The organism is Psychroserpens algicola (genome assembly GCF_014526325.1).
Lineage (GTDB): Bacteria > Bacteroidota > Bacteroidia > Flavobacteriales > Flavobacteriaceae > Psychroserpens > Psychroserpens algicola.
Genome location: NZ_JACNMJ010000006.1, coordinates 66447 through 90886 on the forward strand (window position 1 = coordinate 66447; position 24440 = coordinate 90886).

General features: G+C 34.5%; 37 protein-coding genes. 2 read left to right on the forward strand and 35 right to left on the reverse strand.

Annotated elements, in window-relative coordinates:
• Positions 1 to 11: 11 nt before the first annotated feature.
• Entirely contained in the window at positions 12 to 1298 is a 1287-nt protein-coding gene (locus H7350_RS12655; RefSeq protein WP_204346295.1) for a citrate synthase, read from the reverse strand.
• 215 nt (positions 1299 to 1513) lie between these two features.
• Here H7350_RS12655 and H7350_RS12660 point away from each other — a divergent pair, with 215 nt between their 5' ends.
• Entirely contained in the window at positions 1514 to 2266 is a 753-nt protein-coding gene (locus tag H7350_RS12660) for a DUF481 domain-containing protein (RefSeq protein WP_204346296.1), read from the forward strand.
• Between the two features lie 54 nt (positions 2267 to 2320).
• Here the strand turns inward: H7350_RS12660 and eno are convergent, their stop codons facing one another.
• From eno to rpsL, 34 genes are all read right to left on the reverse strand, one after another.
• Positions 2321 to 3613 (reverse strand): phosphopyruvate hydratase, encoded by a 1293-nt coding sequence (gene eno / locus H7350_RS12665; RefSeq protein ID WP_204346297.1) that lies wholly within the window; start codon positions 3611 to 3613, stop codon positions 2321 to 2323.
• 156 nt (positions 3614 to 3769) lie between these two features.
• Positions 3770 to 4873, reverse strand: a complete 1104-nt coding sequence (carA, locus tag H7350_RS12670) for a glutamine-hydrolyzing carbamoyl-phosphate synthase small subunit (RefSeq protein WP_204346298.1) — start codon at positions 4871 to 4873, stop codon at positions 3770 to 3772.
• A gap of 175 nt (positions 4874 to 5048) precedes the next feature.
• A complete protein-coding gene (gene rplQ, locus H7350_RS12675) occupies positions 5049 to 5522 on the reverse strand; it encodes a 50S ribosomal protein L17 (RefSeq protein ID WP_204346299.1) in 474 nt (157 codons plus the stop codon).
• Positions 5523 to 5588: 66 nt separating this feature from the next.
• Positions 5589 to 6581, reverse strand: coding sequence for a DNA-directed RNA polymerase subunit alpha (locus tag H7350_RS12680; RefSeq protein WP_204346300.1), 993 nt, complete (start codon positions 6579 to 6581; stop codon positions 5589 to 5591).
• A 92-nt stretch (positions 6582 to 6673) separates the two neighbouring features.
• Entirely contained in the window at positions 6674 to 7279 is a 606-nt protein-coding gene (rpsD, locus tag H7350_RS12685; protein WP_204346301.1) for a 30S ribosomal protein S4, read from the reverse strand.
• A 170-nt stretch (positions 7280 to 7449) separates the two neighbouring features.
• A complete protein-coding gene (rpsK, locus tag H7350_RS12690) occupies positions 7450 to 7833 on the reverse strand; it encodes a 30S ribosomal protein S11 (protein ID WP_120202429.1) in 384 nt (127 codons plus the stop codon).
• Between the two features lie 97 nt (positions 7834 to 7930).
• Entirely contained in the window at positions 7931 to 8305 is a 375-nt protein-coding gene (gene rpsM / locus H7350_RS12695; RefSeq protein WP_204346302.1) for a 30S ribosomal protein S13, read from the reverse strand.
• A gap of 2 nt (positions 8306 to 8307) precedes the next feature.
• Positions 8308 to 8424, reverse strand: a complete 117-nt coding sequence (gene ykgO / locus H7350_RS12700) for a type B 50S ribosomal protein L36 (protein ID WP_081990159.1) — start codon at positions 8422 to 8424, stop codon at positions 8308 to 8310.
• Positions 8425 to 8428: 4 nt separating this feature from the next.
• A complete protein-coding gene (gene infA / locus H7350_RS12705) occupies positions 8429 to 8644 on the reverse strand; it encodes a translation initiation factor IF-1 (RefSeq protein ID WP_026753784.1) in 216 nt (71 codons plus the stop codon).
• Between the two features lie 87 nt (positions 8645 to 8731).
• Positions 8732 to 10093, reverse strand: coding sequence for a preprotein translocase subunit SecY (gene secY / locus H7350_RS12710; RefSeq protein ID WP_204346303.1), 1362 nt, complete (start codon positions 10091 to 10093; stop codon positions 8732 to 8734).
• Positions 10094 to 10105: 12 nt separating this feature from the next.
• Complete coding sequence (rplO, locus tag H7350_RS12715; RefSeq protein ID WP_204346304.1) at positions 10106 to 10558, reverse strand: 50S ribosomal protein L15; 453 nt, start codon at positions 10556 to 10558, stop codon at positions 10106 to 10108.
• Positions 10559 to 10567: 9 nt separating this feature from the next.
• Positions 10568 to 10750: a 50S ribosomal protein L30 gene (rpmD, locus tag H7350_RS12720; RefSeq protein ID WP_204346305.1), complete on the reverse strand. Its 183-nt coding sequence runs from the start codon at positions 10748 to 10750 to the stop codon at positions 10568 to 10570.
• 11 nt (positions 10751 to 10761) lie between these two features.
• Positions 10762 to 11286: a 30S ribosomal protein S5 gene (rpsE, locus tag H7350_RS12725; RefSeq protein WP_204346306.1), complete on the reverse strand. Its 525-nt coding sequence runs from the start codon at positions 11284 to 11286 to the stop codon at positions 10762 to 10764.
• 6 nt (positions 11287 to 11292) lie between these two features.
• Positions 11293 to 11649, reverse strand: coding sequence for a 50S ribosomal protein L18 (rplR, locus tag H7350_RS12730; protein WP_204346307.1), 357 nt, complete (start codon positions 11647 to 11649; stop codon positions 11293 to 11295).
• Between the two features lie 10 nt (positions 11650 to 11659).
• Entirely contained in the window at positions 11660 to 12202 is a 543-nt protein-coding gene (gene rplF / locus H7350_RS12735; protein ID WP_204346308.1) for a 50S ribosomal protein L6, read from the reverse strand.
• Between the two features lie 17 nt (positions 12203 to 12219).
• A complete protein-coding gene (gene rpsH, locus H7350_RS12740) occupies positions 12220 to 12618 on the reverse strand; it encodes a 30S ribosomal protein S8 (RefSeq protein ID WP_040248540.1) in 399 nt (132 codons plus the stop codon).
• Positions 12619 to 12711: 93 nt separating this feature from the next.
• A complete protein-coding gene (rpsN, locus tag H7350_RS12745) occupies positions 12712 to 12981 on the reverse strand; it encodes a 30S ribosomal protein S14 (RefSeq protein WP_040248538.1) in 270 nt (89 codons plus the stop codon).
• Positions 12982 to 12984: 3 nt separating this feature from the next.
• The gene (rplE, locus tag H7350_RS12750) at positions 12985 to 13536 is read right to left on the reverse strand and encodes a 50S ribosomal protein L5 (protein ID WP_204346309.1); all 552 of its coding nucleotides are present in this window, start codon (positions 13534 to 13536) and stop codon (positions 12985 to 12987) included.
• A 2-nt stretch (positions 13537 to 13538) separates the two neighbouring features.
• Positions 13539 to 13850, reverse strand: coding sequence for a 50S ribosomal protein L24 (gene rplX, locus H7350_RS12755; protein ID WP_204346310.1), 312 nt, complete (start codon positions 13848 to 13850; stop codon positions 13539 to 13541).
• Between the two features lie 11 nt (positions 13851 to 13861).
• Entirely contained in the window at positions 13862 to 14230 is a 369-nt protein-coding gene (rplN, locus tag H7350_RS12760) for a 50S ribosomal protein L14 (RefSeq protein WP_028871112.1), read from the reverse strand.
• A gap of 2 nt (positions 14231 to 14232) precedes the next feature.
• The gene (gene rpsQ / locus H7350_RS12765; RefSeq protein ID WP_006988541.1) at positions 14233 to 14490 is read right to left on the reverse strand and encodes a 30S ribosomal protein S17; all 258 of its coding nucleotides are present in this window, start codon (positions 14488 to 14490) and stop codon (positions 14233 to 14235) included.
• An 18-nt stretch (positions 14491 to 14508) separates the two neighbouring features.
• On the reverse strand, positions 14509 to 14700 hold the full coding sequence (rpmC, locus tag H7350_RS12770) for a 50S ribosomal protein L29 (RefSeq protein ID WP_040278737.1): 192 nt from the start codon (positions 14698 to 14700) through the stop codon (positions 14509 to 14511).
• A gap of 13 nt (positions 14701 to 14713) precedes the next feature.
• On the reverse strand, positions 14714 to 15133 hold the full coding sequence (gene rplP, locus H7350_RS12775) for a 50S ribosomal protein L16 (RefSeq protein ID WP_204346311.1): 420 nt from the start codon (positions 15131 to 15133) through the stop codon (positions 14714 to 14716).
• Between the two features lie 19 nt (positions 15134 to 15152).
• Positions 15153 to 15875, reverse strand: coding sequence for a 30S ribosomal protein S3 (gene rpsC, locus H7350_RS12780; protein WP_204346312.1), 723 nt, complete (start codon positions 15873 to 15875; stop codon positions 15153 to 15155).
• Positions 15876 to 15883: 8 nt separating this feature from the next.
• The gene (rplV, locus tag H7350_RS12785) at positions 15884 to 16291 is read right to left on the reverse strand and encodes a 50S ribosomal protein L22 (RefSeq protein ID WP_204346313.1); all 408 of its coding nucleotides are present in this window, start codon (positions 16289 to 16291) and stop codon (positions 15884 to 15886) included.
• A 6-nt stretch (positions 16292 to 16297) separates the two neighbouring features.
• Positions 16298 to 16576, reverse strand: coding sequence for a 30S ribosomal protein S19 (rpsS, locus tag H7350_RS12790; protein WP_033960826.1), 279 nt, complete (start codon positions 16574 to 16576; stop codon positions 16298 to 16300).
• Positions 16577 to 16586: 10 nt separating this feature from the next.
• The gene (gene rplB / locus H7350_RS12795; RefSeq protein WP_204346314.1) at positions 16587 to 17414 is read right to left on the reverse strand and encodes a 50S ribosomal protein L2; all 828 of its coding nucleotides are present in this window, start codon (positions 17412 to 17414) and stop codon (positions 16587 to 16589) included.
• A gap of 10 nt (positions 17415 to 17424) precedes the next feature.
• A complete protein-coding gene (rplW, locus tag H7350_RS12800) occupies positions 17425 to 17715 on the reverse strand; it encodes a 50S ribosomal protein L23 (RefSeq protein WP_204346315.1) in 291 nt (96 codons plus the stop codon).
• Between the two features lie 7 nt (positions 17716 to 17722).
• The gene (rplD, locus tag H7350_RS12805) at positions 17723 to 18352 is read right to left on the reverse strand and encodes a 50S ribosomal protein L4 (RefSeq protein ID WP_204346316.1); all 630 of its coding nucleotides are present in this window, start codon (positions 18350 to 18352) and stop codon (positions 17723 to 17725) included.
• Positions 18352 to 18969, reverse strand: a complete 618-nt coding sequence (gene rplC, locus H7350_RS12810) for a 50S ribosomal protein L3 (protein ID WP_204346317.1) — start codon at positions 18967 to 18969, stop codon at positions 18352 to 18354. The genes rplD and rplC overlap by 1 nt, the downstream gene beginning before the upstream one ends.
• A gap of 138 nt (positions 18970 to 19107) precedes the next feature.
• Positions 19108 to 19413 carry a 30S ribosomal protein S10 gene (rpsJ, locus tag H7350_RS12815; protein ID WP_007650482.1) on the reverse strand — a complete coding sequence of 102 codons (306 nt, stop codon included), beginning with the start codon at positions 19411 to 19413 and terminating at the stop codon, positions 19108 to 19110.
• Positions 19414 to 19425: 12 nt separating this feature from the next.
• Positions 19426 to 21552 carry an elongation factor G gene (gene fusA, locus H7350_RS12820; RefSeq protein ID WP_204346318.1) on the reverse strand — a complete coding sequence of 709 codons (2127 nt, stop codon included), beginning with the start codon at positions 21550 to 21552 and terminating at the stop codon, positions 19426 to 19428.
• Positions 21553 to 21558: 6 nt separating this feature from the next.
• Positions 21559 to 22035, reverse strand: coding sequence for a 30S ribosomal protein S7 (gene rpsG, locus H7350_RS12825; protein ID WP_204346319.1), 477 nt, complete (start codon positions 22033 to 22035; stop codon positions 21559 to 21561).
• Between the two features lie 22 nt (positions 22036 to 22057).
• Positions 22058 to 22432 carry a 30S ribosomal protein S12 gene (gene rpsL, locus H7350_RS12830; protein ID WP_008269190.1) on the reverse strand — a complete coding sequence of 125 codons (375 nt, stop codon included), beginning with the start codon at positions 22430 to 22432 and terminating at the stop codon, positions 22058 to 22060.
• A 172-nt stretch (positions 22433 to 22604) separates the two neighbouring features.
• On the opposite strand from rpsL, the gene H7350_RS12835 reads away from it, so the two are divergent.
• On the forward strand, positions 22605 to 24293 hold the full coding sequence (locus tag H7350_RS12835) for a POTRA domain-containing protein (protein WP_235989345.1): 1689 nt from the start codon (positions 22605 to 22607) through the stop codon (positions 24291 to 24293).
• The last annotated feature ends 147 nt before the right edge of the window (positions 24294 to 24440 follow it).

Consider the following 24440-nt stretch of genomic DNA (forward strand, 5'->3'; position numbering starts at 1 on the left):
TAAAACAGTGTTTATCTTTTATCTATAGATTTAAAAGGTCTGTAAGTTTCACCAATATATAATTGACGTGGACGTCCGATTGGTTCTTTACGTGTACGCATTTCTTTCCATTGCGCAATCCAGCCTGGTAAACGTCCTAAGGCGAACATAACGGTAAACATTTCAACAGGAATACCCATCGCTCTGTATATGATTCCTGAGTAGAAATCGACGTTAGGATATAATTTTCTATCAACAAAATATGGATCTTCTAAAGCTTCTTTTTCAAGACCTTTAGCAATGTCTAAAATTGGATCATCAACACCTAAGTCGCTCAATACTTCATCGGCAGCAACTTTAATAATCTTTGCTCTTGGATCGAAATTTTTATAAACACGATGTCCAAATCCCATCAAACGGAACGGATCACTTTTGTCTTTGGCTTTAGCCATATATTTTTTAGTATCACCACCATCTTCCTTAATGGCCTCTAACATTTCTAAAACCGCTTGGTTTGCTCCGCCATGTAACGGTCCCCAAAGTGCTGAAATACCTGCAGAAAGCGATACGAATAATCCAGCATGTGATGATCCTGTAATTCTTACTGTTGATGTTGAACAGTTTTGTTCGTGATCGGCATGAAGAATTAATAATTTATCTAAAGCATTTACTAAAATCTTGCTTTGCGTATAATCTTCATCAGGACGCTTAAACATCATCTGTAAGATATTCTCCACGTAGCCTAAAGAAGAACTACCATAATCTAATGGCATCCCTTGTTTTTTACGCATTGTCCAAGCAACTAGAATTGGAAATTTACCTAAAATTCTAACAATAGCATTGTACATTTCCTCTTCAGAATCAACATTCACAGATGTTGGATTAAAAGCCGTTAAAGCACTCGTTAATGATGCTAACACTCCCATTGGATGTGCTGACTTTGGAAAAGCATCTAAAATTTTCTTGATGTCATCATCAACTACAGCATGCTTTTTGATATCAGAGTGAAATTTATCTAATTCTTCCTGATTTGGTAATTCACCAAAAATTAAAAGGTATGCGACTTCCAGGAAATCTGCTTTCTCAGCTAGTTCTTCAATAGAATAGCCTCTATATCTTAAAATTCCTTTTTCTCCATCTAAGAACGTGATAGCGCTTTCACAAGAACCTGTATTCTTATAACCAGGATCAACAGTAGTAACACCACCTGTAACACCTCTAAGTGTTTTGATATCAATTGCAACTTCGTTTTCTGTACCTGTAACTAATGGAAATTCGTATTTCTTACCATTAATTTCTAGTGTAGCTTTGTCTGACATATATATTGAGAATTTATTTTGTTTTTGCGGATTGCTAAATTACGAAATATCTTAGGATTTACGAAGTGATATTATAATGGTTTTAACAATTATACTATTCATAAAATAGATATTATTAATGACTTAAGGTTTGTTATAATAATACTAGTACCAAATTTAAATTTCTCTTGAATTAGTAGCCTTAATTATTAATTTTGCCACATTAATTATTAGCTATGCGATATTTTACTTATTTACTGTTTTTTGTTTCAATGACTTCGTTGTCTCAGGTGATTAATGTTGAAACCTTACGTAAAGCTACAGACTCTGCTAAATGGACAGGATCTGTCAGTTTGGATTTATCTCTGATAAAAAACACCAATGATATTTTTAGAGTAGCTAACAAGGCTCATGTTCAGTATAATGACCATACCAATTTATGGCTTTTAGTCAATGATTTAAATTTTCAGAAAATAGAAGGCAACTCACTAGTTAATAGAGGTACTCAGCATTTAAGGTATAACAGAAGACTATCGCCTCGCATTAAATGGGAAGCTTTTGCTCAAGCGCAATACGATGCGATTTCAGAAATTGATTTTAGAGGTTTGCTAGGAACTGGTCCGCGATTTAAATTATCAGAACATGAGAATTACCGGTTTTATTTAGGTACGTTACTCATGTATGAATATGAAAAAGCCTCTAATGTTATTGAAAACCGAAAACAAAATGATGTTAGAGGAAGTGCTTACCTATCCTTTAGTATGTATCCTACGGAAAATATCAGTGTAATAGGTACGACTTATTATCAACCAAAAATTGACGCCTTTAGTGATTATCGTTTTTCAAGCAATACATCTCTCCTGTTTGAAATATTTAAAGATTTGGCTTTTAAGACTAATTTTAATTATTTCTATGATGCCTTCCCTGTAAGTGCCGCAATTCCGAAGACTCAATTTGAATTGACCAATGGGTTATTGTATACGTTTTAAAAAAAAACCTATTTGAATCAACAAATAGGTTTTAATAGCAATATTTAGAATATCTTATTTTACTTTAAAAGCATTTAAGCCAGGAAAATAAGCCGTCGAATCTAATTCTTCTTCAATACGTAATAACTGGTTGTATTTGGCCATACGATCACTACGCGATGCAGATCCAGTTTTAATTTGCCCTGTATTTAAAGCAACCGCTAAATCGGCAATTGTATTGTCTTCAGTTTCACCTGAACGATGAGACATTACAGAAGTATATCCTGCATTATGAGCCATATTAACTGCGGAAATCGTCTCAGTTAAGGTTCCGATTTGATTCACTTTAATCAAGATAGAATTAGCGATACCATTTTCAATACCACGTGATAAACGCTCTACATTAGTCACAAATAAATCATCACCAACGAGTTGTACTTTATCTCCGATTTTTTCAGTTAAGTATTTCCAGCCATCCCAATCGTTTTCATCCATCCCATCTTCTATGGAAATGATTGGATATTTCTCTGAGAGTTGCGCTAAATAATCAGCTTGCTCCTGACTAGTTCGCACCTGACCTGTTTCGCCTTCAAAAATGGTATAATCGTATTTGCCATCTTTATAAAATTCGGCAGCTGCACAATCTAAAGCAATCATGACATCGTCACCTAACTTGTAACCAGCATTTGCTACAGCTTTAGCAATAGTTTCTAGAGCGTCTTCTGTCCCACCTTCTAAGTTTGGAGCAAATCCTCCTTCATCACCTACAGCTGTACTTAAGCCTCTGTCGTGTAACACTTTTTTAAGGTTATGGAAAATCTCTGTACCCATTTGCATCGCATGCGTAAAGTTTTTTGCTTTTACTGGCATGACCATAAACTCTTGAAATGCGATTGGCGCATCACTATGAGATCCACCGTTGATGATATTCATCATTGGTACTGGCAATGTATTTGCTGATACACCACCAACATATCTATATAAAGGCATCCCTAACTCACCTGCAGCAGCCTTAGCAGCAGCTAAAGACACACCTAAGATAGCATTAGCACCTAGATTCGATTTGTTTGGTGTACCATCTAAATCAATCATTAACTGATCAATTCTGTTCTGGTCAAACACCGATTCGCCTAATAGCTCTTGAGCGATTACTGAATTCACATTGTCGACAGCTTTAGTTACACCTTTTCCCATATAAGCTTTTCCTCCATCTCTCAACTCTACTGCTTCATGTTCGCCTGTTGATGCTCCAGAAGGCACTGCTGCTCTTCCCATAACACCATTTTCGGTTACCACATCGACTTCTACTGTTGGATTTCCTCTTGAATCTAAAATTTGTCTTGCATGAATATTAATTATAATGCTCATTATGTTTGGTTTAAGTTATTAAAATTTGAAGTTCAAATTTACAAAATAGTGGTCTATAAAGTAAGATGATAAAGTAGAATTACATTAAATCTCTACTATAATGTTTTCGTAAAACAGAAATGTCAAAAAAACTTAAGTTTCCTTGACATTTCATCATTATTTATTTTTGATATTCTGGATAAACTCATCAAATAAATAGGTTGAGTCGTTTGGTCCAGGGCTTGCTTCAGGATGATATTGTACCGAAAAACAATTTTTATGTTTCATTTTTATTCCTGCAACCGTATGATCATTAAGATGCACATGCGTAATCTCAATTTCAGGATGCGCTTCTGTTTCTTCTCTATTGATAGCAAAGCCATGGTTTTGAGAGGTAATCTCACCTTTAGTCGTTACAAGGTTTTTCACCGGATGGTTTATGCCTCGATGTCCGTTATGCATTTTATATGTTGAAATTCCGTTTGCTAATGCAATGACCTGATGACCTAGACAAATTCCAAATAATGGCAAATCTCTTTTGATAATTTCTTTAGCTACAGCTTGAGCTTCAACTAAAGGTTCAGGATCACCTGGACCATTAGATAAGAAATAACCATCAGGTTGAAATGCCTCTAAATCTTCAAATTTAGAATTATAAGGAAACACTTTAATATAGGCATCACGTTTGGCTAAGTTGCGCAGAATGTTCTTTTTTATTCCGATATCAAGCGCAGCGATTTTATAAGTTGCACTTTCATCACCAAAATAATACGGTTCTTTAGTTGATACCTGAGAGGCTAACTCTAAGCCTTCCATACTTGGAACCTCGGCTAGTTGTTTTTTTAGTCCTTCGATATTATCTACTTCAGTTGAAATAACGGCATTCATAGCGCCATGATCTCTAATATGGCTTACCAGTGCACGAGTATCGACATCAGAAATAGCGAGCAGATTATTGTCTTTTAAAAATTCTTCCAGTGACTTATCACCAGATGGACGCGAGTAATTGAAACTAAAATTTTTACAAATTAATCCAGAAATTTTAATTGAGTCAGATTCAACTTCATCTTCTTTTGTTCCGTAGTTTCCAATATGAGCATTAGTGGTAACCATTAACTGACCATAATAGGAAGGGTCTGTGAAAATTTCCTGATAGCCTGTTGTTCCAGTATTAAAACAAACTTCACCGAAGGCTGAACCTTCTGTACCTATAGATTTTCCGTGAAAAATTGTTCCATCAGCTAGTAAAATTATAGCTCTTTTACGTTTTTGATATATCATTTTATTTGAAAAGTTTTACAAAATTGCATAAAAAAAAGGATAATCTAAAATAGATTATCCTTTATATATTAAATGCTTATTAACACTCGTTAATCGAGATTTAAATAATATAAAAGCCAGTTTAATTTTACTATCTGTAATGATTTCAAATTTGACTCGCTTTTGTATTAGCATTTTACTCTTCTTCGTTAGTTGCTTTAGTTTCAACTGGAGCAACAGCTGCTGGTTTAGAGCCTCCTCTACGACTTCTTCTCGTCGTTTTCTTCTCTTTTTTACCTGCATTGTAGATCTCGTTGTAATCAACTAATTCTATCATTGCCATATCGGCATTATCACCAAGTCTGTTTCCTAATTTGATAATTCGTGTATAACCACCTGGACGGTCTGCAACTTTTACAGCAACATCTCTGAATAATTCAGTAACTGCATCTTTTTGTCTTAATCTAGACATAACGATACGTCTGTTGTGTGTTGTATCTTCCTTAGATTTAGTAATCATAGGCTCTACAAATTGTTTTAAAGCTTTTGCTTTAGCAACTGTAGTATTGATACGTTTGTGCTCTATTAATGAACATGCCATGTTAGCTAACATTGCTTTTCTGTGAGCAGTCTGTCTTCCTAAATGGTTAAATTTCTTTCCGTGTCTCATGACGTTTGTTTTATCATCTTGCTACCAAACTCGTAAAATCGAGGAGCAAAATATGATTGTTAAAAATTAATCTTTGTCTAATTTATATTTTGCTAAATCCATTCCGAAGTTAAGACCTTTAACATTTACAAGCTCTTCAAGCTCAGTTAACGATTTCTTACCAAAGTTACGGAACTTCATTAAGTCATTTTTATTGAATGATACTAAGTCTCCAAGTGTATCTACTTCTGCTGCTTTTAAACAGTTTAATGCACGTACAGAAAGATCCATGTCAACTAATTTAGTTTTCAATAGTTGTCTCATGTGAAGTGATTCTTCATCATAAGTTTCAGTTTGTGCAATTTCATCAGCTTCAAGAGTGATACGCTCATCAGAGAATAACATGAAGTGGTGAATTAATATTTTAGCAGCTTCGGTTAAAGCATCTTTAGGTGCGATTGAACCATCTGTTTGAATTTCGAAAATTAATTTTTCAAAATCTGTTTTTTGTTCAACACGAAAGTTTTCAATACTATACTTTACATTTTTAATTGGTGTATAAATTGAATCGGTAAAGATAGTTCCGATAGGTGCAGAAGCTTTTTTGTTTTCTTCAGCAGGAACATAACCTCTACCCTTTTCGATAGTAATTTCCATGTTAATGCTCACTTTAGGATCTAAGTTACAAATGACTAAGTCTTTGTTTAATACTTGGAATCCAGAAATGAATTTTTGGAAATCACCAGCAGTGATTTGATTTTGTCCAGAAATAGAAATTGAAACTGATTCGTTATCAACTTCATCGATTTGACGCTTAAAGTTAACTTGCTTTAAGTTTAAGATCATTTCTGTAACATCTTCAACAACACCTGATATAGTTGAGAATTCGTGATCTACGCCTTCTATTCTAATGGATGTAATTGCGAAACCTTCTAAAGAAGATAATAACACTCGTCTGAGAGCGTTTCCTACTGTTAATCCGTAACCAGGTTCTAAAGGTCTAAACTCAAATTTACCTTCGAACTCAGTTGAATCAATCATGATTACTTTGTCGGGCTTCTGAAAATTTAATATTGCCATTTTTCTTCGTTTTAATTGTTATTTAGTTGCGCGGTTTAAAAGTTTGAAGAAGACTAATAAACCCTTTGGCTAAATCCCAATATGATTAATTATTATTTAGAGTAAAGTTCAACGATGTATTGTTCGTTGATATTTTCTGGAATTTGGATTCTTTCAGGAATAGAAACATAAGTTCCTTCCTTAGTATCGTTATTCCATGTGATCCATTCGTATACATTGCTAGAATTAGCTAATGAATTCTGGATAGCTTCTAAAGATTTTGATTTTTCTCTTACAGCAACAACATCCCCAGCTTTTAATTGGTAAGAAGGAATGTTTACGATTTCACCATTTACAGTGATATGTCTGTGAGAAACTAATTGTCTTGCACCACTACGAGATGGAGACAATCCCATTCTAAATGCAACATTATCTAAACGAGACTCACAAAGTTGAAGTAAAACTTCACCTGTAATACCTTGAGCAGCTGTTGCTTTTTTGAACATGTTTCTGAATTGCTTTTCTAATATACCATACGTATATTTAGCTTTTTGCTTTTCCATTAACTGGATAGCGTATTCAGATTTTTTTCCACGACGCTTGTTTGCACCATGTTGACCTGGAGGATAATTTCTTTTTTCGAATGCTTTATCATCTCCGAAAATAGCTTCACCGAATTTTCGGGCTATTTTAGTTTTAGGACCAGTATATCTTGCCATTTTAAAATTTGTTTTGAGAGTGTTTGTGAATTAAGGTCTTAATCTTATCCTTCGACGAACGTTGATCTCTCGTTGATACTTGTTTATTATTTTTCAGTTTGCAAATTTACACATAAAAAATTAATATCAACTATTAAAAACAGTTGATATTAATTCTTATTTGAGATAAATTATACTCTTCTTCTTTTTGGAGGTCTACATCCATTATGTGGTAATGGAGTAACATCGATAATTTCTGTTACTTCGATACCTGCATTATGAATTGATCTAATTGCAGATTCTCTACCGTTACCAGGACCTTTAACGTAAACTTTCACTTTTTTAAGTCCAGCTTCTTTTGCAACTCCAGCAGCATCTTCAGCAGCTAATTGAGCAGCATAAGGGGTGTTCTTTTTAGAACCTCTAAATCCCATTTTACCAGCTGATGACCATGAAATAACGTCACCTTTTTTGTTTGTTAAAGAGATAATGATATTGTTGAAAGAGGCTGCTACGTGAGCTTCTCCTACAGCATCTACAATAACTTTACGTTTTTTTGTACTTGACTTTGCCATATTTTTTTAGCTTTTAGTTTTAGTAATAGTCGCTAGAATCCTAAACCGTTAAATTTCAAACAGATTCTTTCCAACGTCTAAAGACTAAAGACTATTATTATTTAGTTGCTTTTTTCTTGTTAGCAACAGTTTTTCTTCTACCTTTTCTAGTTCTAGAGTTGTTTTTAGTTCTTTGACCTCTTAAAGGAAGTCCAGCTCTATGACGGATACCTCTGTAACATCCAATATCCATTAATCGCTTAATGTTTAATTGTGTTTCAGAACGTAATTCACCTTCAATTGTATAAGTTCCAACAGCGTCACGGATTGCTCCAATTTGCTCATCTGTCCAATCTTGTACTTTGATGCTTTCGTCTACTTTAGCTGCTGCTAAAATTTCTTGTGCTCTACTTCTACCTACACCGTAGATATAAGTTAATGAGATCACTCCTCTTTTCTGTTTTGGTATGTCTACACCTGCAATTCTTGCCATAATTACCCTTGTCTTTGTTTGAATCTAGGATTCTTTTTGTTAATGACGTAAAGTCTACCTTTTCTGCGGACTAATTTACAGTCTGCACTTCTTTTTTTAATTGATGCTCTAACCTTCATCGTATTAGTATCTATAAGTTATGCGAGCCTTAGTTAAATCGTAAGGACTCATTTCTAATTTTACTTTATCTCCAGGTAACAACTTAATGTAATGCATACGCATTTTACCCGAAATGTGTGCTGTCACTATGTGACCATTTTCTAGTTCAACACGGAACATTGCATTTGATAATGCTTCTATAATTGATCCGTCTTGTTCTATTGCTGCTTGTTTTGCCATATTATATATTTTAGTGTTTCATCTTGGAAGAGCAAATACCTTGCCTAATTTTTTTTCCGAAGATTTCCCTCTAAATTAGTATTACATTTAAGCTACTGCTTTTCTGTTTTTACCTGTTTTCATCAAACCATCATAGTGCTTATTGAGCAAGTATGAATTGATTTGCTGCATTGTATCTATTGCAACTCCAACCATAATTAGTAGCGATGTGCCACCAAAGAATAATGCCCATCCACCTTGAACATTCATCAATTGTACAATAATTGCTGGGAACACAGCGATTAGTGCTAAAAAGATAGAACCTGGTAATGTTATTTGCGACATTATTTTATCTAAATATTCTGATGTTTCTGTTCCTGGTCTAATTCCTGGAATAAAACCTCCACTTCGTTTTAAATCGTCTGCCATTTTGTTCGTAGGAACAGTAATAGCTGTATAGAAATAAGTAAATATGATAATGAGCAATGCGAACACTACGTTATACCATAACCCAAATGGGTTACCGAATTCTGCTTGCATCCACTGACCGATTTCACTAGAAGACCCAAAAGATTTACCTATTAAACTTGGTACAAACATAATCGCTTGTGCAAAGATAATTGGCATTACTCCTGATGCATTTAACTTTAGTGGTAAAAACTGTCGAGATCCAAATACATTTTTCTCATATCCTCCAGAAGCTGTTCGTCTAGCATACTGTACTGCAACTTTACGTACAGCCATGACAAGCATTACAGAAGCTAGGATAATCAAGAACCATACGACAAGTTCGATTAAGATCATCATCAATCCACCATTTCCTCCACCATCTAAACGAGATGCTGCATTTTGTATAAATGATGCTGGTAAGGTTGCAATAATACCAACCATAATTAATAATGAAATACCATTACCAATACCTTTATCTGTGATCTTTTCACCTAACCACATCGCGAAGATACATCCTGTTATTAATATAATTACAGATGATATCATAAACGTAGTTGTAGAGAATCCTGGAACTAATAATGTACTCAATGATCCTGCTCCAGATAATGTTGGCAAACTTGCTACATAACCTGGTGCTTGGAATAAACAAATCACGATGGTTAACCAACGTGTAATCTGAGTAATTTTCTTTTGACCACTAGCACCTTCTTTTTGAAGTTTTTGTAAATACGGAATAGCAATTCCCATTAACTGTACAACAATAGATGCTGAAATGTATGGCATAATTCCCAATGCAAAAACAGAAGCATTCGCAAAAGCTCCACCAGTAAACATATTAAGAATTCCTAATATACCATCGTTAGCGCCTTGAGATAAACCTCCCAGTTGATTTGCATCAATACCTGGTAAAACAACCTGAGCACCAAAACGGTATACTAAAAGCAGACCAAGCGTAAGCATGATTCTGTCTTTCAACTCAGTTATTTTCCAAACATTTTTTAATGTATCTATAAATTTCATACTAAAGTGTTCTTATAAAGTTACAGCTTCTCCACCTGCAGCTTCGATTGCAGCTTTTGCTGAAGCAGTAAATTTATGAGCAGTTACTGTTAATTTTGATTTTAATTCACCACGACCAAGAATTTTTACTAATTCATTCTTTCCCGCCAAACCTAGATCAACTAGTGTTTGAAAATCAACTGCATCCTTTATTTTCTTGTTGTCTACTAACTCTTGAAGTTTATCTAAGTTGACACCTTGATATTCTACACGGTTAATATTTGTAAATCCAAATTTAGGAACTCGTCTTTGAAGTGGCATTTGACCACCTTCGAAACCTAATTTCTTAGAGTATCCTGAACGAGATTTAGCTCCTTTGTGACCACGTGTTGCAGTACCACCTTTTCCAGAACCTTGTCCACGACCTACTCTTTTACCTTGATTCTTTGTAGAACCTTCTGCTGGTTTTAAATTACTTAAGTTCATTGTATCTTATTATTTTGTTTCTTCAACAGAAACTAAATGTGAAACTTTACTTACCATCCCAAGAATACTTGGAGACGCATCGTGTACTTTGGTTTGACCAATTTTATTTAAACCTAAAGATTCTAAAATTCTCTTTTGGTTTTGCGTACGATTGATTGCGCTTTTTACTTTTGTTACTTTAATCTTTGCCATCGTCCTATTGATTAACCGTTAAATACTTTTTCAAGAGAAATTCCTCTATCCTTTGCAATTGAATTTGCATCTCTTAATTGTAATAATGCATCAAAAGTTGCTTTTACTACGTTATGAGGGTTAGAAGATCCTTGAGATTTAGATAATACATCATGTACACCAACTGCTTCTAAAACTGTTCTAACAGCTCCACCAGCAATAACACCTGTACCAGGAGCAGCAGGAATGATATTTACTCTTGCTCCACCAAATTTTCCTTTTTGTTCATGAGGTAAGGTTCCTTTGATAATAGGAATTCTCACTAAGTTTTTCTTAGCATCTTCAACTGCTTTAGCAATTGCTGTAGCTACATCCTTAGATTTTCCTAAACCGTGACCTACAACTCCGGCTTCATCACCAACCACTACGATCGCTGAAAAACCAAAGGCTCTACCACCTTTTGTTACTTTAGTAACTCTTTGTACACCAACTAAACGATCTTTAAGATCAATTCCACTTGGTTTTACTAATTCTGCGTTTTTATATTTTTGATACATAGTGTCTTAGAATTTAAGTCCGCCTTCGCGTGCGCCTTCAGCTAATGATTTTACTCTTCCGTGATATTGGTATCCACCTCTATCAAAAGAAATAGTATTGATACCTGCTTTAATTGCTCTTTCAGCTACAGCTTTACCTACTAAGGCAGCTTTTTCTGATTTAGTTCCTTTTGCAGAAGCTACATCTTTATCTCTTGAAGATGCTGCAGCTAAAGTTTTACCTGTTACATCATCTACTACTTGAGCATAGATTTCTTTATTACTTCTGTAAACAGCTAAACGAGGTCTTGCTTCTGTTCCAGAGACAACCTTACGTATTCTGCTTTTTATTCTTAGTCTTTTTTCGTTCTTTGTTAATGCCATAACTAATTTTTTAAGCTGATTTACCTGCTTTTCTTCTTAATTCTTCACCAACAAACTTGATTCCTTTTCCTTTGTAAGGTTCTGGCTTTCTAAATCCGCGAATTTTCGCAGCTACTTGACCAACTAATTGTTTATCGTGAGATGTTAATTTAACTATTGGGTTTTTACCTTTTTCTGAAATGGTTTCAATTTTAACTTCTGGTGCAACATCTAAAATAATGTTGTGAGAGAATCCTAAAGCCAAGTCTAATTTCTGACCTTGGTTAGAAGCTCTATAACCTACACCAACAAGTTCTAATTCTTTAGTCCATCCTTTAGATACACCTTCAATCATGTTGTGCATTAAAGATCTGTATAAACCGTGTTTAGCTTTTTGTTCTTTATTGTCTGCTGATCTTGTTACAAGCACGTTTCCGTCTTCAACTTTAATTTCAACAGTATCATATGGTTGTGTTAATTCACCTAATTTACCTTTTACTGTAACTACGCTATCTTTAACATCAACAGTAACTCCTTCTGGAATTGCAACTGGATTATTTCCTATTCTTGACATGTTCTTTCTGCTTTAAATTAGTAAACGTAACACAATAATTCACCGCCTACATTTTCGCGTTGCGCCTGCTTTCCTGTAATTACACCTTTAGATGTAGAAACAATAGCAATACCTAATCCGTTAAGGATTCTTGGCATTTCATTAGCGCCAGCATACTTACGTAAACCTGGTGTACTGATTCTTTGAATTTTTTTGATAACCGACTCTTTAGTTTCCTTGTTGTACTTTAAAGCAATCTTGATTGTTCCTTGTACAGTAGAGTCGTCAAATTTATAACTTAAAATATATCCTTGATCGAATAATATTTTAGTCATCTCTTTCTTTAAATTAGATGCAGGAATCTCAACAACTCTATGGTTGGCTTTTACTGCATTTCTGATTCTTGTTAAAAAATCAGCAATTGGATCTGTATTCATTTATATTAATTTGCGGTAGTGGTTTTCGATATACATATCGAACCTAAAACCAATTTATAATTCTTTTTTTGAATCGTTTTTAAACGATTTGGTCTACCAAGATGCTTTTTTAACACCTGGAATCAAACCTTGGTTAGCCATCTCACGGAATGTCACACGTGAAATACCAAAAGTTCTCATATACCCTTTAGGTCTTCCTGTTAACTTACAACGGTTATGTTGACGTACAGGAGAAGCGTTTTTTGGTAACTTTTGTAATGCTTCATAATCTCCAGCTTCTTTTAAAGCTTTACGTTTTTCAGCATATTTAGCTACTGTTTTTGCTCTTTTTACCTCACGGGCTTTCATTGATTCTTTAGCCATATCTTAGTTCTTTTGAAAAGGTAATCCCAATTCAGTTAATAACGATTTTGCTTCTTTATCTGTATCTGCAGATGTTACAAAAGTAATATCCATACCAGAAATTTTGTTGATTTTATCAATGTTTATTTCTGGAAAGATGATTTGTTCAACAACACCTAAGTTATAATTTCCTCTACCATCAAAACCTGTTGCTTTGATACCATTAAAATCTCTAACACGTGGTAATGCAGAAGTAACTAAACGATCTAAAAACTCATACATTTGCTCTCCTCTTAACGTAACTCGTGCACCGATTGGCATACCTTTACGTAATTTAAAAGAGGCAACATCTTTTTTAGATAATGTAGCAACAGCTTTTTGACCAGATATCATTGTTAATTCATCAATAGCATGATCAATTAATTTTTTATCTGCAACAGCAGCTCCAACACCTTTAGATATTACTATCTTTTTAAGTTTAGGAACTTGCATTACGTTTTTATATCCGAATTCTTCTGTAAGAGCAGTAACTACTTTGTCCTTGTACTCTTGTTTTAATCTTGGAATATAAGCCATAACTATATTACTTCATTTGATTTTGTTGAAAATCTTACTTTCTTATCACCTTCCATTTTGTAACCTACTCTTGTTGTTTCTCCTTTAGAAGTTAACAATGATAAGTTAGACACATGTATTGGTGCTTCTTTTTCTACAATGCCTCCTTGAGGGTTTTGTGCACTTGGTTTTGTATGTTTCTTAACCATGTTCACGCCTTCTACGATGGCTTTGTTTTTATCCTTTAATACTTTAAGTACATTACCTTCGGTACCTTTATGGTCTCCAGCTATTACTCTTACAGTATCTCCTGATTTAATTTTAAACTTTGTCATTTTATTAGTCATTAAAGCACTTCAGGTGCTAATGAAACGATTTTCATGAATTGTCTATCACGAAGTTCTCTAGCTACTGGTCCAAATACACGTGTTCCTCTCATTTCTCCTGTTGGATTTAAAAGTACACATGCGTTATCATCAAATCTAATATAAGATCCGTCTGGACGTCTCACTTCTTTTTTAGTACGAACAACTACTGCTGTTGATACTGCTCCTTTTTTAATGTTTCCATTAGGAGTAGCATCTTTAACTGAGACAACAATTTTATCTCCAATAGAAGCGTATCTTCTTTTTGTACCACCTAGAACACGGATAGTTAATACTTCCTTAGCTCCAGTGTTATCAGCTACTTTTAATCTTGATTCTTGTTGTACCATAATTACTTCGCTCTTTCAATTATTTCTACTAATCTCCAACATTTAGATTTACTTAAAGGTCGTGTTTCCATGATCTTTACAGTGTCACCAATGTTACAGTCATTTGTTTCGTCGTGAGCAACATATTTCTTTGTTTTCAAAACGAACTTTCCGTACATAGGGTGTTTTACTTTTTTAACTTCAGCAACCACAATTGATTTCTGCATTTTGTTACTAGTAACTACACCAATACGCTCTTTTCTTAAGTTTCTTTTTTCCATCTTTCAGCCAGAATACAATTATTGTATTTCTCTTTTAGTTAATTCTGTTGCAATTCTTGCTACTGAACGTCTAACGTTACGTAACTGAATTGGGTTATCTAATGGAGAGATAGCATGTGCCATTTTCAGGTCTGCATAACTCTTTTTAGTTTCACCAAGTTTCTCTTGTAACTCAGCTACTGATAATTCTTTAATTTCTGATTGTTTCATAATATCAAATAAATTAAGCTTCGTAATCTCTAGCCATTAAAAACTTAGTTTTCACAGGTAATTTTTGTGCAGCTAATCTTAAGGCTTCTTTAGCAACTTCCATTGGTACTCCACCAACTTCGAAGATAATTCTTCCTGGTTTCACTACAGCTACCCAATACTCTACAGCACCTTTACCTTTACCCATACGTACTTCTAATGGTTTTTTAGTAATTGGTTTGTCTGGAAATACTTTAATCCACAATTGACCTTCTCTCTTCATGTAACGAGTTGCAGCAATACGTGCAGCTTCGATTTGACGAGAAGTCAAAAAATTAGCATCTAAAGATTTTATTCCAAACATACCATTAGAAAGTGTATGACCTCTTCCGGTATTTCCTTTCATACGTCCTTTTTGGACTTTACGAAATTTTGTTCTTTTCGGTTGTAACATTATTACTTTTCTTTAAAAATTACTTTCTACGACGAGACTTGTTATTATTCCCACCGCGTCCTCCAGACTTGCCACCTTGTTTCTTAGACAAGCCAACTAATGGAGAAAGTTCTCTTTTTCCGTACACTTCACCTTTCATGATCCATACTTTAACACCTAATCTACCATAAGTAGTATGTGCTTCAACTAAAGCATAATCAATATCGGCTCTAAATGTAGATAAAGGAATACGTCCTTCTTTATAGTGCTCGCTACGTGCCATTTCAGCTCCGTTTAAACGACCACTAATTTGAATTTTTATTCCTTCAGCATTCATACGCATAGCAGCAGCAATTGCCATTTTGATTGCACGTCTGTAAGAGATACGATTCTCAATTTGACGAGCAACACTTGATCCTACTAAAAACGCATCAAGTTCAGGTCTTTTAATTTCAAAGATGTTTAACTGAACTTCTTTTCCAGTAATTTTCTTAAGCTCTTCTTTTAACTTGTCTACCTCTTGACCACCTTTTCCGATAATGATACCAGGTCTAGCAGTAGTGATAGTAACGGTTACAAGTTTAAGCGTACGCTCAATAATAACTCTAGATACACTAGCTTTTGATAAACGAGCATGGATATACTTTCTGATTTTATCGTCTTCAGCAAGTTTATCTCCATAATCATTTCCACCATACCAGTTAGATTCCCATCCTCTGATAATTCCTAAACGATTTCCGATTGGATTTGTCTTTTGTCCCATATCTCTATTTAAGCTTGTGTGTTATTTTTAGCTCCAATCACAACAGTTACGTGATTAGATCTTTTTCTAATTCTGTGAGCACGACCTTGAGGTGCTGGACGTAATCTTTTTAACATAGATCCGCCATCAACTCTAATCTCTTGAACAAATAAATCTGCCTCTTCCATATCAGCATCTTCATTTTTAGCTTGCCAGTTTGCAATTGCTGATAACAACAACTTTTCTAAACGTCTAGACGCTTCCTTTTGGCTAAATCTTAAGATTTGTAATGCTTTTTCTGCTTCTTTTCCTCTTACCAAGTCTGCAACTAAACGCATTTTTCTTGGTGAGGTAGGACAGTTATTAAGTTTTGCAAATGCAACTTTTTTTCTGTCTTCCTTAATAGCGTCTGCCATTTGTTTTTTACGACTTCCCATAGCTTACTATTTTTTTCCTTTATTTTTTGCACCTGCGTGACCTCTAAACGATCGTGTTGGTGAAAATTCTCCTAACTTATGACCTACCATGTTTTCAGTTACGTAAACTGGAACAAACTGGCGTCCGTTGTGTACTGCAATTGTTTGTCCAACAAAATCTGGAGAAATCATAGAGGCTCTAGACCACGTTTTGATTACTGTCTTTTTGTTAGAAGCTACATTTGCTTCAACTTTTTTACTCAATTTATAATGGATGTAAGGTCCTTTTTTTAATGAACGTGCCATATTATCTCAATTATTTCTTTCTACGTTCTACAATATACTTATTACTCGCTTTAGACTTAGAACGTGTTCTATAACCTTTAGCTGGAATACCATTTCTTGATCTTGGGTGTCCTCCTGAAGACTTACCTTCACCACCTCCCATTGGGTGATCAACTGGATTCATTACTACTGGTCTTACTCTTGGTCTTCTACCTAACCAACGACTTCTACCTGCTTTACCAGATACTGTCAATTGATGATCAGAGTTAGAAACTACTCCAATAGTAGCCAAACATTCTGAAAGAATCATTCTTGTCTCTCCAGATGGTAATTTAACAGTAGCAAATTTTCCATCTCTTGCCATTAATTGAGCAAATGCTCCAGCACTTCTTGCCATAACGGCTCCTTGTCCAGGACGTAATTCTATACAAGAAATGATTGTACCTAATGGAATTTCACTTAATGGCATAGCATTACCAATTTCTGGTGCTATTCCTTCTGTTCCAGAAACTACATTTTGCCCAACTTGTAAACCATTTTGTGCAATGATGTAACGCTTTTCTCCATCTTGATAATTCAATAATGCGATAAATGCTGTTCTGTTTGGATCGTACTCGATAGACTTAACTTCACCAGGAATTCCTGTTTTGTTACGTTTAAAATCGATAATACGATACTTTCTCTTATGACCTCCACCAATTTGGCGCATGGTCATTTTTCCTCGATTGTTTCTACCACCAGATCTTTTATTCGGAACGAGCAAACTCTTTTCCGGCTTATCAGTAGTTATGGCATCGAATCCATTGACTACTCTAAAACGCTGAGCTGATGTGATTGGTTTTAATTTTCTTACTGACATTCTAGTCTAATTACATGTTAGTGTATAAATCAATTACTTCACCTTCCGCCAGTTGTACAATTGCTTTTTTAACAGCATTTGTTTTACCATGTTGAATACCTGTTTTTGTGTAACGGGTACTACGATCTGGACGGACATTTATAGTACGAACTTTTTCAACAGAGACACCATAAGCAGCTTCAACTGCTTTTTTGATTTCTACCTTGTTCGCCTTGGTGTTCACTTGAAATGTAAAGCAGTTATTCAACTCACTATTTGTTGTCGCTTTTTCAGTGATGATAGGTTTAATTAAGATACTCATTGTCTTCTTATTTACTTAAATTCGATTCAATTCCTTCTAAAGAACTCTCTAAAAGAACTAATTTATTTGCGTTTAAAATTTTATAAGTACTTAATTCCGAGTTAGTTACAACTTCAGAGCCTTTAAAATTTCGTGATGACAAATATACATTATTATTTGACGCACCCAACACAAACAATGATTTTTTGTCTTGAATATCAAGTGCTTTCAATACTGCTGTAAAGTTTTTCGTTTTTGGAGCATCAAAATTGAAGTCTTCCAATACAACGATATCTTTATCATTAGCTTTCATAGTTAACGCTGATTTACGTGCTAAACGCTTCAGGTTTTTATTCAATTTAAAGCTATAGTTTCTAGGTCTTGGTCCGAACATACGTCCACCACCTTTAAATACACCAGATTTGATACTACCTGCTCTTGCAGTACCAGTACCTTTTTGTTTTTTAATCTTACGTGTACTTCCTGCAATTTCTGCTCTTTCTTTAGCCTTATGCGTTCCTTGACGTTGGTTAGCAAGATATTGCTTAACATCTAAGTATACCGCATGATTATTAGGCTCAATAGCAAACACATCTTTAGAAAGGTCTACCTGTCTACCTGTGTCTTTTCCGTTTATATCTAAAACTGCTACTTTCATTACTTCTGAATAATTACATAAGAGTTTTTGTGTCCTGGAACACATCCTTTAACCACAAGTAAGTTCTTTTCAGGAACTACTTTGTAGACTCTTAAATTTTCAACATTCACTCTTTCGCCACCCATTCTTCCGGCCATTTTCATTCCTTTGAATACTCTCGCAGGATATGAAGCAGCACCAATAGAACCTGGAGCTCTTAAACGGTTGTGTTGACCATGCGTTGCTTGTCCAACTCCACCAAATCCATGACGTTTTACAACACCTTGGAAACCTTTACCTTTAGAAGTTCCTGCAATATCAACAAACTCACCTTCGATAAAGTGCTCTACTGTTATAGCATCTCCTAATTTGTAATCTCCTTCAAATCCTTGAAATTCCGCGACTTTTGCTTTAACAGAAGTACCAGCTTTTTTGGCGTGACCAATTTCGGCTTTTGTAGCACTTTTCTCTGTCTTGTCATCGAAACCAAGTTGAAGGGCATTGTACCCGTCGACCTCTTCGGTTCTGACTTGGGTAACGATACATGGTCCAGCTTCGATTACTGTACATGGAATGTTTTTTCCATTTTCATCGAAAATGCTGGTCATACCGATTTTTCTTCCTATTAACCCAGACATAATTATTAATTTATTTATTATTACTATTTATTAAAATTCAAGGCCGAAAATACATTCGACCTTGAATTGTATTTTTACCGTTTTTCCCTCGACCGCATCGGTGGGACATTTCTACTTCCTACGTAAGCAGGAGTTTCATTACACTTTAATCTCTACTTCAACTCCACTTGGTAATTCAAGTTTCATTAAGGCATCAATTGTTTTAGAAGATGAAGAGTAAATATCTAATAAACGCTTGTAAGAGCTTAATTGAAATTGTTCTCTTGACTTCTTATTTACGTGTGGTGAACGTAATACAGTGAAAATCTTTTTGTGTGTTGGTAATGGAATTGGTCCAGTTACAACAGCACCAGTACTTTTTACTGTTTTTACAATCTTATCAGCAGACTTGTCAACTAAATTATGATCGTAAGACTTTAATTTTATTCTAATTTTCTGACTCATTTTCTTTTAGTTTTAAGCTTCTACGCCTTTAGCTGCTTTGATAACCTCTTCTGAAATGTTAGAAGGAGTTTCAGCATAATGTGAAAATTCCATTGTTGATGTTGCACGACCTGATGATAATGTTCTTAATGTTGTCACATAACCGAACATTTCAGATAATGGTACAGTAGCTTTTACAGTTTTTGCTCCAGCTCTATCACCCATATCACTTACTTGACCACGACGACGGTTTAAGTCACCTACAATATCACCCATGTTTTCTTCAGGTGTAATAACTTCAAGTTTCATGATTGGCTCCATGATTACCGCTTTAGCTGCTTTTGCCGAATTTTTAAATCCGAGCTTCGCTGCTAATTCGAACGATAATTGATCAGAATCTACATCATGGTAAGATCCATCAGTTAATGTTACTTTCATAGCATCAACTTCATATCCTGCTAATGGTCCGTTAACCATTGCCATTTTGAATCCTTTTTCAATTGAAGGGATAAATTCTTTAGGAACGTTACCACCTTTAATTTCAGAAACGAATTCTAAACCAACTTTTCCTTCTTCTGCTGGCTCTAATGTAAATACGATATCAGCAAATTTACCACGTCCACCAGATTGTTTCTTATAAACTTCTCTGTGTTCAGCACGTTGAGTAATCGCTTCTTTGTACTCTACTTGAGGTTGACCTTGATTAACTTCAACTTTAAACTCACGCTTCAAACGGTCAACAATAATATCTAAGTGAAGCTCACCCATTCCAGAAATAATCGTCTGTCCTGAAGCCTCATCAGTTCTTGCTGTAAATGTTGGATCTTCTTCAGCTAATTTCGCTAAAGCCATACCTAACTTATCAACATCTGCTTTAGTTTTAGGCTCAACCGCAATACCAATTACTGGATCTGGGAAGTCCATAGATTCTAAAACAATAGGATGTTTTTCATCAGACATTGTATCTCCTGTCTTAATATCTTTAAATCCAACTGCTGCTCCAATATCTCCTGCTTCGATAAAATCGATAGCATTTTGTTTGTTAGAGTGCATTTGGTAGATACGTGAAATACGTTCTTTTTTACCTGAACGATTGTTCAAGATGTAAGAACCTGCATCTAAACGACCAGAATAAGCACGGAAAAATGCTAAACGACCTACGAAAGGATCTGTAGCAATTTTAAATGCTAAAGCAGCAAATGGCTCCTTTACATCTGGCTTACGTAATTCTTCTTTTTCTGTATCTGGATTGATTCCTCTAATTCCTTCTTTATCTGTTGGAGAAGGTAAGTAACGACATACAGCATCTAATAAAAACTGTACACCTTTATTTTTAAATGCAGAACCACAAATCATTGGAATGATAGCCATATCCATTACAGCAGCTCTAAGTGCAGCATGCACTTCTTCTTCTGTAATTGAATCTTCATCTTCCATGAATTTTTCTAAAAGATCTTCATCATAAGTTGCAACCTCTTCAATTAAAAGGGCACGATACTTACGCGCTTCAGCTTTCATTTCTTCTGGAATATCGATAACATCAAAAGTTGCCCCTTGAGTTTCGTCATGCCATACGATAGCTCTGTTTTTTACTAAATCAATGATACCTTTAAAATCTGCTTCATCACCAATATTTAATACAATTGGCACTGCGTTAGACTTTAACATATCTTTTACTTGCTGACAAACACCTAAAAAGTTAGATCCCTGACGGTCCATTTTGTTAACAAAACCAATTCTAGGTACTTTATAGTTATCAGCTAATCTCCAGTTAGTTTCAGATTGTGGCTCAACACCATCAACTGCACTAAATAAAAATACTAAACCATCTAGTACACGTAAAGAACGGTTTACCTCAACCGTAAAATCAACGTGACCTGGAGTATCAATAATATTAAAGTGGTATCCTTTAGTATCTGGAGTTGGCTGACCATTCTCCATTGGGAAGTTCCATGTACAAGTTGTTGCAGCAGAAGTAATTGTAATACCTCTTTCCTGCTCTTGTTCCATCCAGTCCATTGTTGCAGCACCATCATGTACTTCACCAATTTTGTGAGAAACTCCTGTATAATAAAGAATACGCTCAGTAGTTGTCGTTTTTCCTGCATCAATATGTGCAGCAATTCCTATGTTTCTTGTGAATTTTAAATCTCTTGCCATCTTAAATTAAAATCTAAAGTGTGAGAATGCCTTATTTGCTTCTGCCATTTTGTGAGTATCAACTCTCTTTTTAACAGCTGCTCCTTCTTCTTTAGCTGCAGCTAAAATTTCAGCAGCTAATTTTTGAGGCATAGATTTTTCGTTTCTTTTTCTTGAGTAACTAATCAACCATTTCATAGCTGTAGATACTTTACGGTCTGGACGAATTTGCATTGGAATTTGGAATGTCGCTCCACCAACTCTACGGCTACGTACTTCTACGTGAGGCATAACGTTAGATAAGGCATCTTTCCAGATTTCTAAAGCTGTTTTTTCGTCATCAGTCTTTTTTGACTCTACGATATCAATTGCATCATAGAATACTTTAAAAGCGACAGACTTCTTTCCATCCCACATCATCATATTAACGAAACGAGTTACTAACTGATCGTTAAATCTTGGATCTGGTAAAAGCGGTCTCTTTTTTGCTGCTCTTTTTCTCATGTCTTCTTCTTAAAGTTTTAAATTACTTCTTAGGGCGTTTTGCACCATACTTAGATCTACGTTGTGTTCTACCTGCAACACCTGCTGTGTCTAAAGCACCACGAACGATGTGATATCTAACTCCTGGTAAATCTTTTACCCTTCCACCTCTAACCAATACTATCGAGTGCTCTTGTAGATTATGTCCTTCCCCACCGATGTATGCATTAACCTCGTTTCCGTTTGTTAAACGAACCCTTGCTACCTTACGCATTGCTGAGTTAGGTTTTTTAGGAGTCGTCGTGTAAACACGAGTACACACACCACGTCTTTGTGGACACGAATCTAAAGCAGCCGATTTACTCTTCTTGGTTATTTTGGCTCTTCCTTTTCGTACTAATTGTGAAATTGTTGGCATATATTACTATATAATTTTTATTAAACCCTCTCTTTAGAGGGCTGCAAAGGTAGAAATAAATATCAATTATTCAAACCCATAACGATTAATTTTTCAAAGTTTTACAATTTATTTTTAGTGTCAGATATTTTTACTGATTAATTTCCGTTAGATTTGAATAATATTTCTATTAATGTCAAGAAAAATTAGTCCTTTTTTACTACTCCTATATATATTATGGTCTACGGAATTGTTTGCCCAAAATTTATCTTTAACTGCTATTGGTGCTTCAGAAAAAGAAACTAAAACAATTGACTCTCTAGGATATCAAAGTGTGTTTCAAAACTTCACCTCACTTGACCTTGAAGTTAAAAACCTTCATAAAAGATTAACTTCTATAGGCTATATTGAAAACGAGTTGATAGATTTAAAAAAAAATAACGATTCTTCCTATGTAGCAAATTTCAGTTTAAAACAAAAATACAGATCTATCATTGTCGAACATCGTGGATTAGTCGATTTGTCAATCTTAAAATTAACGGGCTATTTAAACAAAAAACAACAGTTAATTATTCCTATTGAAAATGTAGAAAGCACATTACAATCTATCAATTCTGAAATAGCAAATCGCGGCAACCCCTTTAGTTCACTAACACTAAATAATATTACAAAAATCAGCAAGGACACACTGAGTGGCTCATTGTCGATTTCAGACCCAAAATCGAGAACTATAGACCAACTCATATTGAAAGGCTATGAAAAATTTCCAAAGTCATTCGTAAAACGCTATCTAAAAATCAAAACGGGACAAACTTTCAGCTTAGAAAAGATAAAAGAAAAAACAGCTGCTCTAAATGATTTAGTTTTTGCCAATCAAATTAAAGATCCCGAAGTGCTTTTTACTCAAGATTCTACCATATTATATATGTATATTGAAAAAGCCAGAAGTAATACTTTTGATGGCTTTTTAGGTTTTGGAACAAATGAAACGACAAATAAAATTGAGTTTGATGGTTATTTAGACCTGAATCTAACAAATAACCTTAATTATGGCGAGTCGTTAAAACTCTTGTACAAGAGTGATGAAAACGAACAACAAACATTTGATTTAAAATTAAATGCACCATATATATTTAACTCTCCAGTAGGAGTGGATTTAAACCTAAATATTTTCAAAAGAGATTCGTCATTTATCACCGTGAGCCAGGCTGCAAAAATCAACTACCAAATTAACAGCAAACATGTTGTTTCTGCAGGAATAAACACTGTAACCTCTACAGATTTACTAGACTTAAGTACCGCTACAATTACCGATTATAAATCCAATCAATACCTCATAAATTACACTTTCACTAGAAGACAAAATTATGATTTCTTATTTCCTTTAAACTTTGTGTTTGATATTAGCACTGGATTTGGAAATAGAAGTTACGAAAACACAGATGAGCGTCAAGCTAATTTCTCTCTGAATACATTTAAAATTTTTAATTTAAATGATAAAAACAGCATTTACACAAGGGTAAGTTCTCAATATTTAGTTTCAGATAGTTATTTGGAGAACGAACTACCTCGGTTTGGCGGGATAAATTCCATCAGAGGTTTTGAAGAAAATAGTCTTGTTGCTAATCTATATGCTGTACTCAATACAGAGTATAGATACAAACTAAACAACACCATATATATACACTCAGTAATTGATGCGGCCTATTTTGAAAATCAAATCGCAAATCAAAAGGAAAAACTCTTTGGGTTTGGGTTCGGATTTGGCCTGCTCACAAAGGCAGGATTATTTCGGTTTAATTATACAAGTGGAAAAACTGAAAATCAAAAATTCAGGTTATCTGATTCTAAAATACACTTGAGTCTAACTACAAGGTTTTGATATAATTAAGCCTCTTTATTTTCTATTAATCAAGTTTTTATAAAAAAACCATAAAAACCATTACTAAGAATGATTAAAAATATCTTAAATTTTTAACACATAATATTGTTTTCTTAACATTTAATTAAGATATTTGGTTGAGACTAA

Coding starts and splice junctions, on each gene's coding strand:
- ykgO (WP_081990159.1), bottom strand. CDS start 8,424: ATGAAGGTTAGAGCATCAATTAAAAAAAGAAGTGCAGACTGTAAATTA.
- rpsJ (WP_007650482.1), bottom strand. CDS start 19,413: ATGAGTCAGAAAATTAGAATAAAATTAAAGTCTTACGATCATAATTTA.
- rplR (WP_204346307.1), bottom strand. CDS start 11,649: ATGGCATTAACAAAGAACGAAAAAAGACTAAGAATAAAAAGCAGAATA.
- eno (WP_204346297.1), bottom strand. CDS start 3,613: ATGAGCATTATAATTAATATTCATGCAAGACAAATTTTAGATTCAAGA.
- rplX (WP_204346310.1), bottom strand. CDS start 13,850: ATGACAAAGTTTAAAATTAAATCAGGAGATACTGTAAGAGTAATAGCT.
- rpsQ (WP_006988541.1), bottom strand. CDS start 14,490: ATGGAAAAAAGAAACTTAAGAAAAGAGCGTATTGGTGTAGTTACTAGT.
- H7350_RS12835 (WP_235989345.1), top strand. CDS start 22,605: ATGTCAAGAAAAATTAGTCCTTTTTTACTACTCCTATATATATTATGG.
- rplC (WP_204346317.1), bottom strand. CDS start 18,969: ATGTCTGGGTTAATAGGAAGAAAAATCGGTATGACCAGCATTTTCGAT.
- rpsL (WP_008269190.1), bottom strand. CDS start 22,432: ATGCCAACAATTTCACAATTAGTACGAAAAGGAAGAGCCAAAATAACC.
- secY (WP_204346303.1), bottom strand. CDS start 10,093: ATGAAATTTATAGATACATTAAAAAATGTTTGGAAAATAACTGAGTTG.
- rplF (WP_204346308.1), bottom strand. CDS start 12,202: ATGTCAAGAATAGGAAATAATCCAGTTGCAATTCCAGAAGGAGTTACT.
- rplD (WP_204346316.1), bottom strand. CDS start 18,352: ATGAAAGTAGCAGTTTTAGATATAAACGGAAAAGACACAGGTAGACAG.
- rpsH (WP_040248540.1), bottom strand. CDS start 12,618: ATGAATACAGATCCAATTGCTGATTTTTTAACAAGAATCAGAAATGCA.
- rpsE (WP_204346306.1), bottom strand. CDS start 11,286: ATGTATCAAAAATATAAAAACGCAGAATTAGTAAAACCAAGTGGAATT.
- rplV (WP_204346313.1), bottom strand. CDS start 16,291: ATGGGAAGTCGTAAAAAACAAATGGCAGACGCTATTAAGGAAGACAGA.
- fusA (WP_204346318.1), bottom strand. CDS start 21,552: ATGGCAAGAGATTTAAAATTCACAAGAAACATAGGAATTGCTGCACAT.
- rpsC (WP_204346312.1), bottom strand. CDS start 15,875: ATGGGACAAAAGACAAATCCAATCGGAAATCGTTTAGGAATTATCAGA.
- H7350_RS12680 (WP_204346300.1), bottom strand. CDS start 6,581: ATGGCAATATTAAATTTTCAGAAGCCCGACAAAGTAATCATGATTGAT.
- rplP (WP_204346311.1), bottom strand. CDS start 15,133: ATGTTACAACCGAAAAGAACAAAATTTCGTAAAGTCCAAAAAGGACGT.
- rplN (WP_028871112.1), bottom strand. CDS start 14,230: ATGGTACAACAAGAATCAAGATTAAAAGTAGCTGATAACACTGGAGCT.
- carA (WP_204346298.1), bottom strand. CDS start 4,873: ATGATATATCAAAAACGTAAAAGAGCTATAATTTTACTAGCTGATGGA.
- rpmD (WP_204346305.1), bottom strand. CDS start 10,750: ATGGCAAAGATTAAAGTAACAAAAGTAAAAAGCGCAATCAATCGTACG.
- rplB (WP_204346314.1), bottom strand. CDS start 17,414: ATGTCAGTAAGAAAATTAAAACCAATCACATCAGCTCAGCGTTTTAGA.
- rplW (WP_204346315.1), bottom strand. CDS start 17,715: ATGAGTATCTTAATTAAACCTATCATCACTGAAAAAGCGACAACAAAT.
- H7350_RS12660 (WP_204346296.1), top strand. CDS start 1,514: ATGCGATATTTTACTTATTTACTGTTTTTTGTTTCAATGACTTCGTTG.
- rpsK (WP_120202429.1), bottom strand. CDS start 7,833: ATGGCAAAGTCAAGTACAAAAAAACGTAAAGTTATTGTAGATGCTGTA.
- infA (WP_026753784.1), bottom strand. CDS start 8,644: ATGGCAAAACAAGCAGCAATAGAACAAGACGGATCAATTATAGAAGCA.
- rpsS (WP_033960826.1), bottom strand. CDS start 16,576: ATGGCACGTTCATTAAAAAAAGGACCTTACATCCATTATAAATTGAGT.
- rplO (WP_204346304.1), bottom strand. CDS start 10,558: ATGAACTTAAGTAATTTAAAACCAGCAGAAGGTTCTACAAAGAATCAA.
- rplE (WP_204346309.1), bottom strand. CDS start 13,536: ATGGCTTATATTCCAAGATTAAAACAAGAGTACAAGGACAAAGTAGTT.
- rpsM (WP_204346302.1), bottom strand. CDS start 8,305: ATGGCAAGAATTGCAGGTGTAGACATACCAAAACAGAAAAGAGGAGTG.
- rpsD (WP_204346301.1), bottom strand. CDS start 7,279: ATGGCAAGATATACTGGTCCTAAAACTAAAATAGCCCGAAAATTCGGT.
- rpsN (WP_040248538.1), bottom strand. CDS start 12,981: ATGGCTAAAGAATCAATGAAAGCCCGTGAGGTAAAAAGAGCAAAAACA.
- rpmC (WP_040278737.1), bottom strand. CDS start 14,700: ATGAAACAATCAGAAATTAAAGAATTATCAGTAGCTGAGTTACAAGAG.
- rpsG (WP_204346319.1), bottom strand. CDS start 22,035: ATGAGAAAAAGAGCAGCAAAAAAGAGACCGCTTTTACCAGATCCAAGA.
- H7350_RS12655 (WP_204346295.1), bottom strand. CDS start 1,298: ATGTCAGACAAAGCTACACTAGAAATTAATGGTAAGAAATACGAATTT.
- rplQ (WP_204346299.1), bottom strand. CDS start 5,522: ATGAGACACGGAAAGAAATTTAACCATTTAGGAAGACAGACTGCTCAC.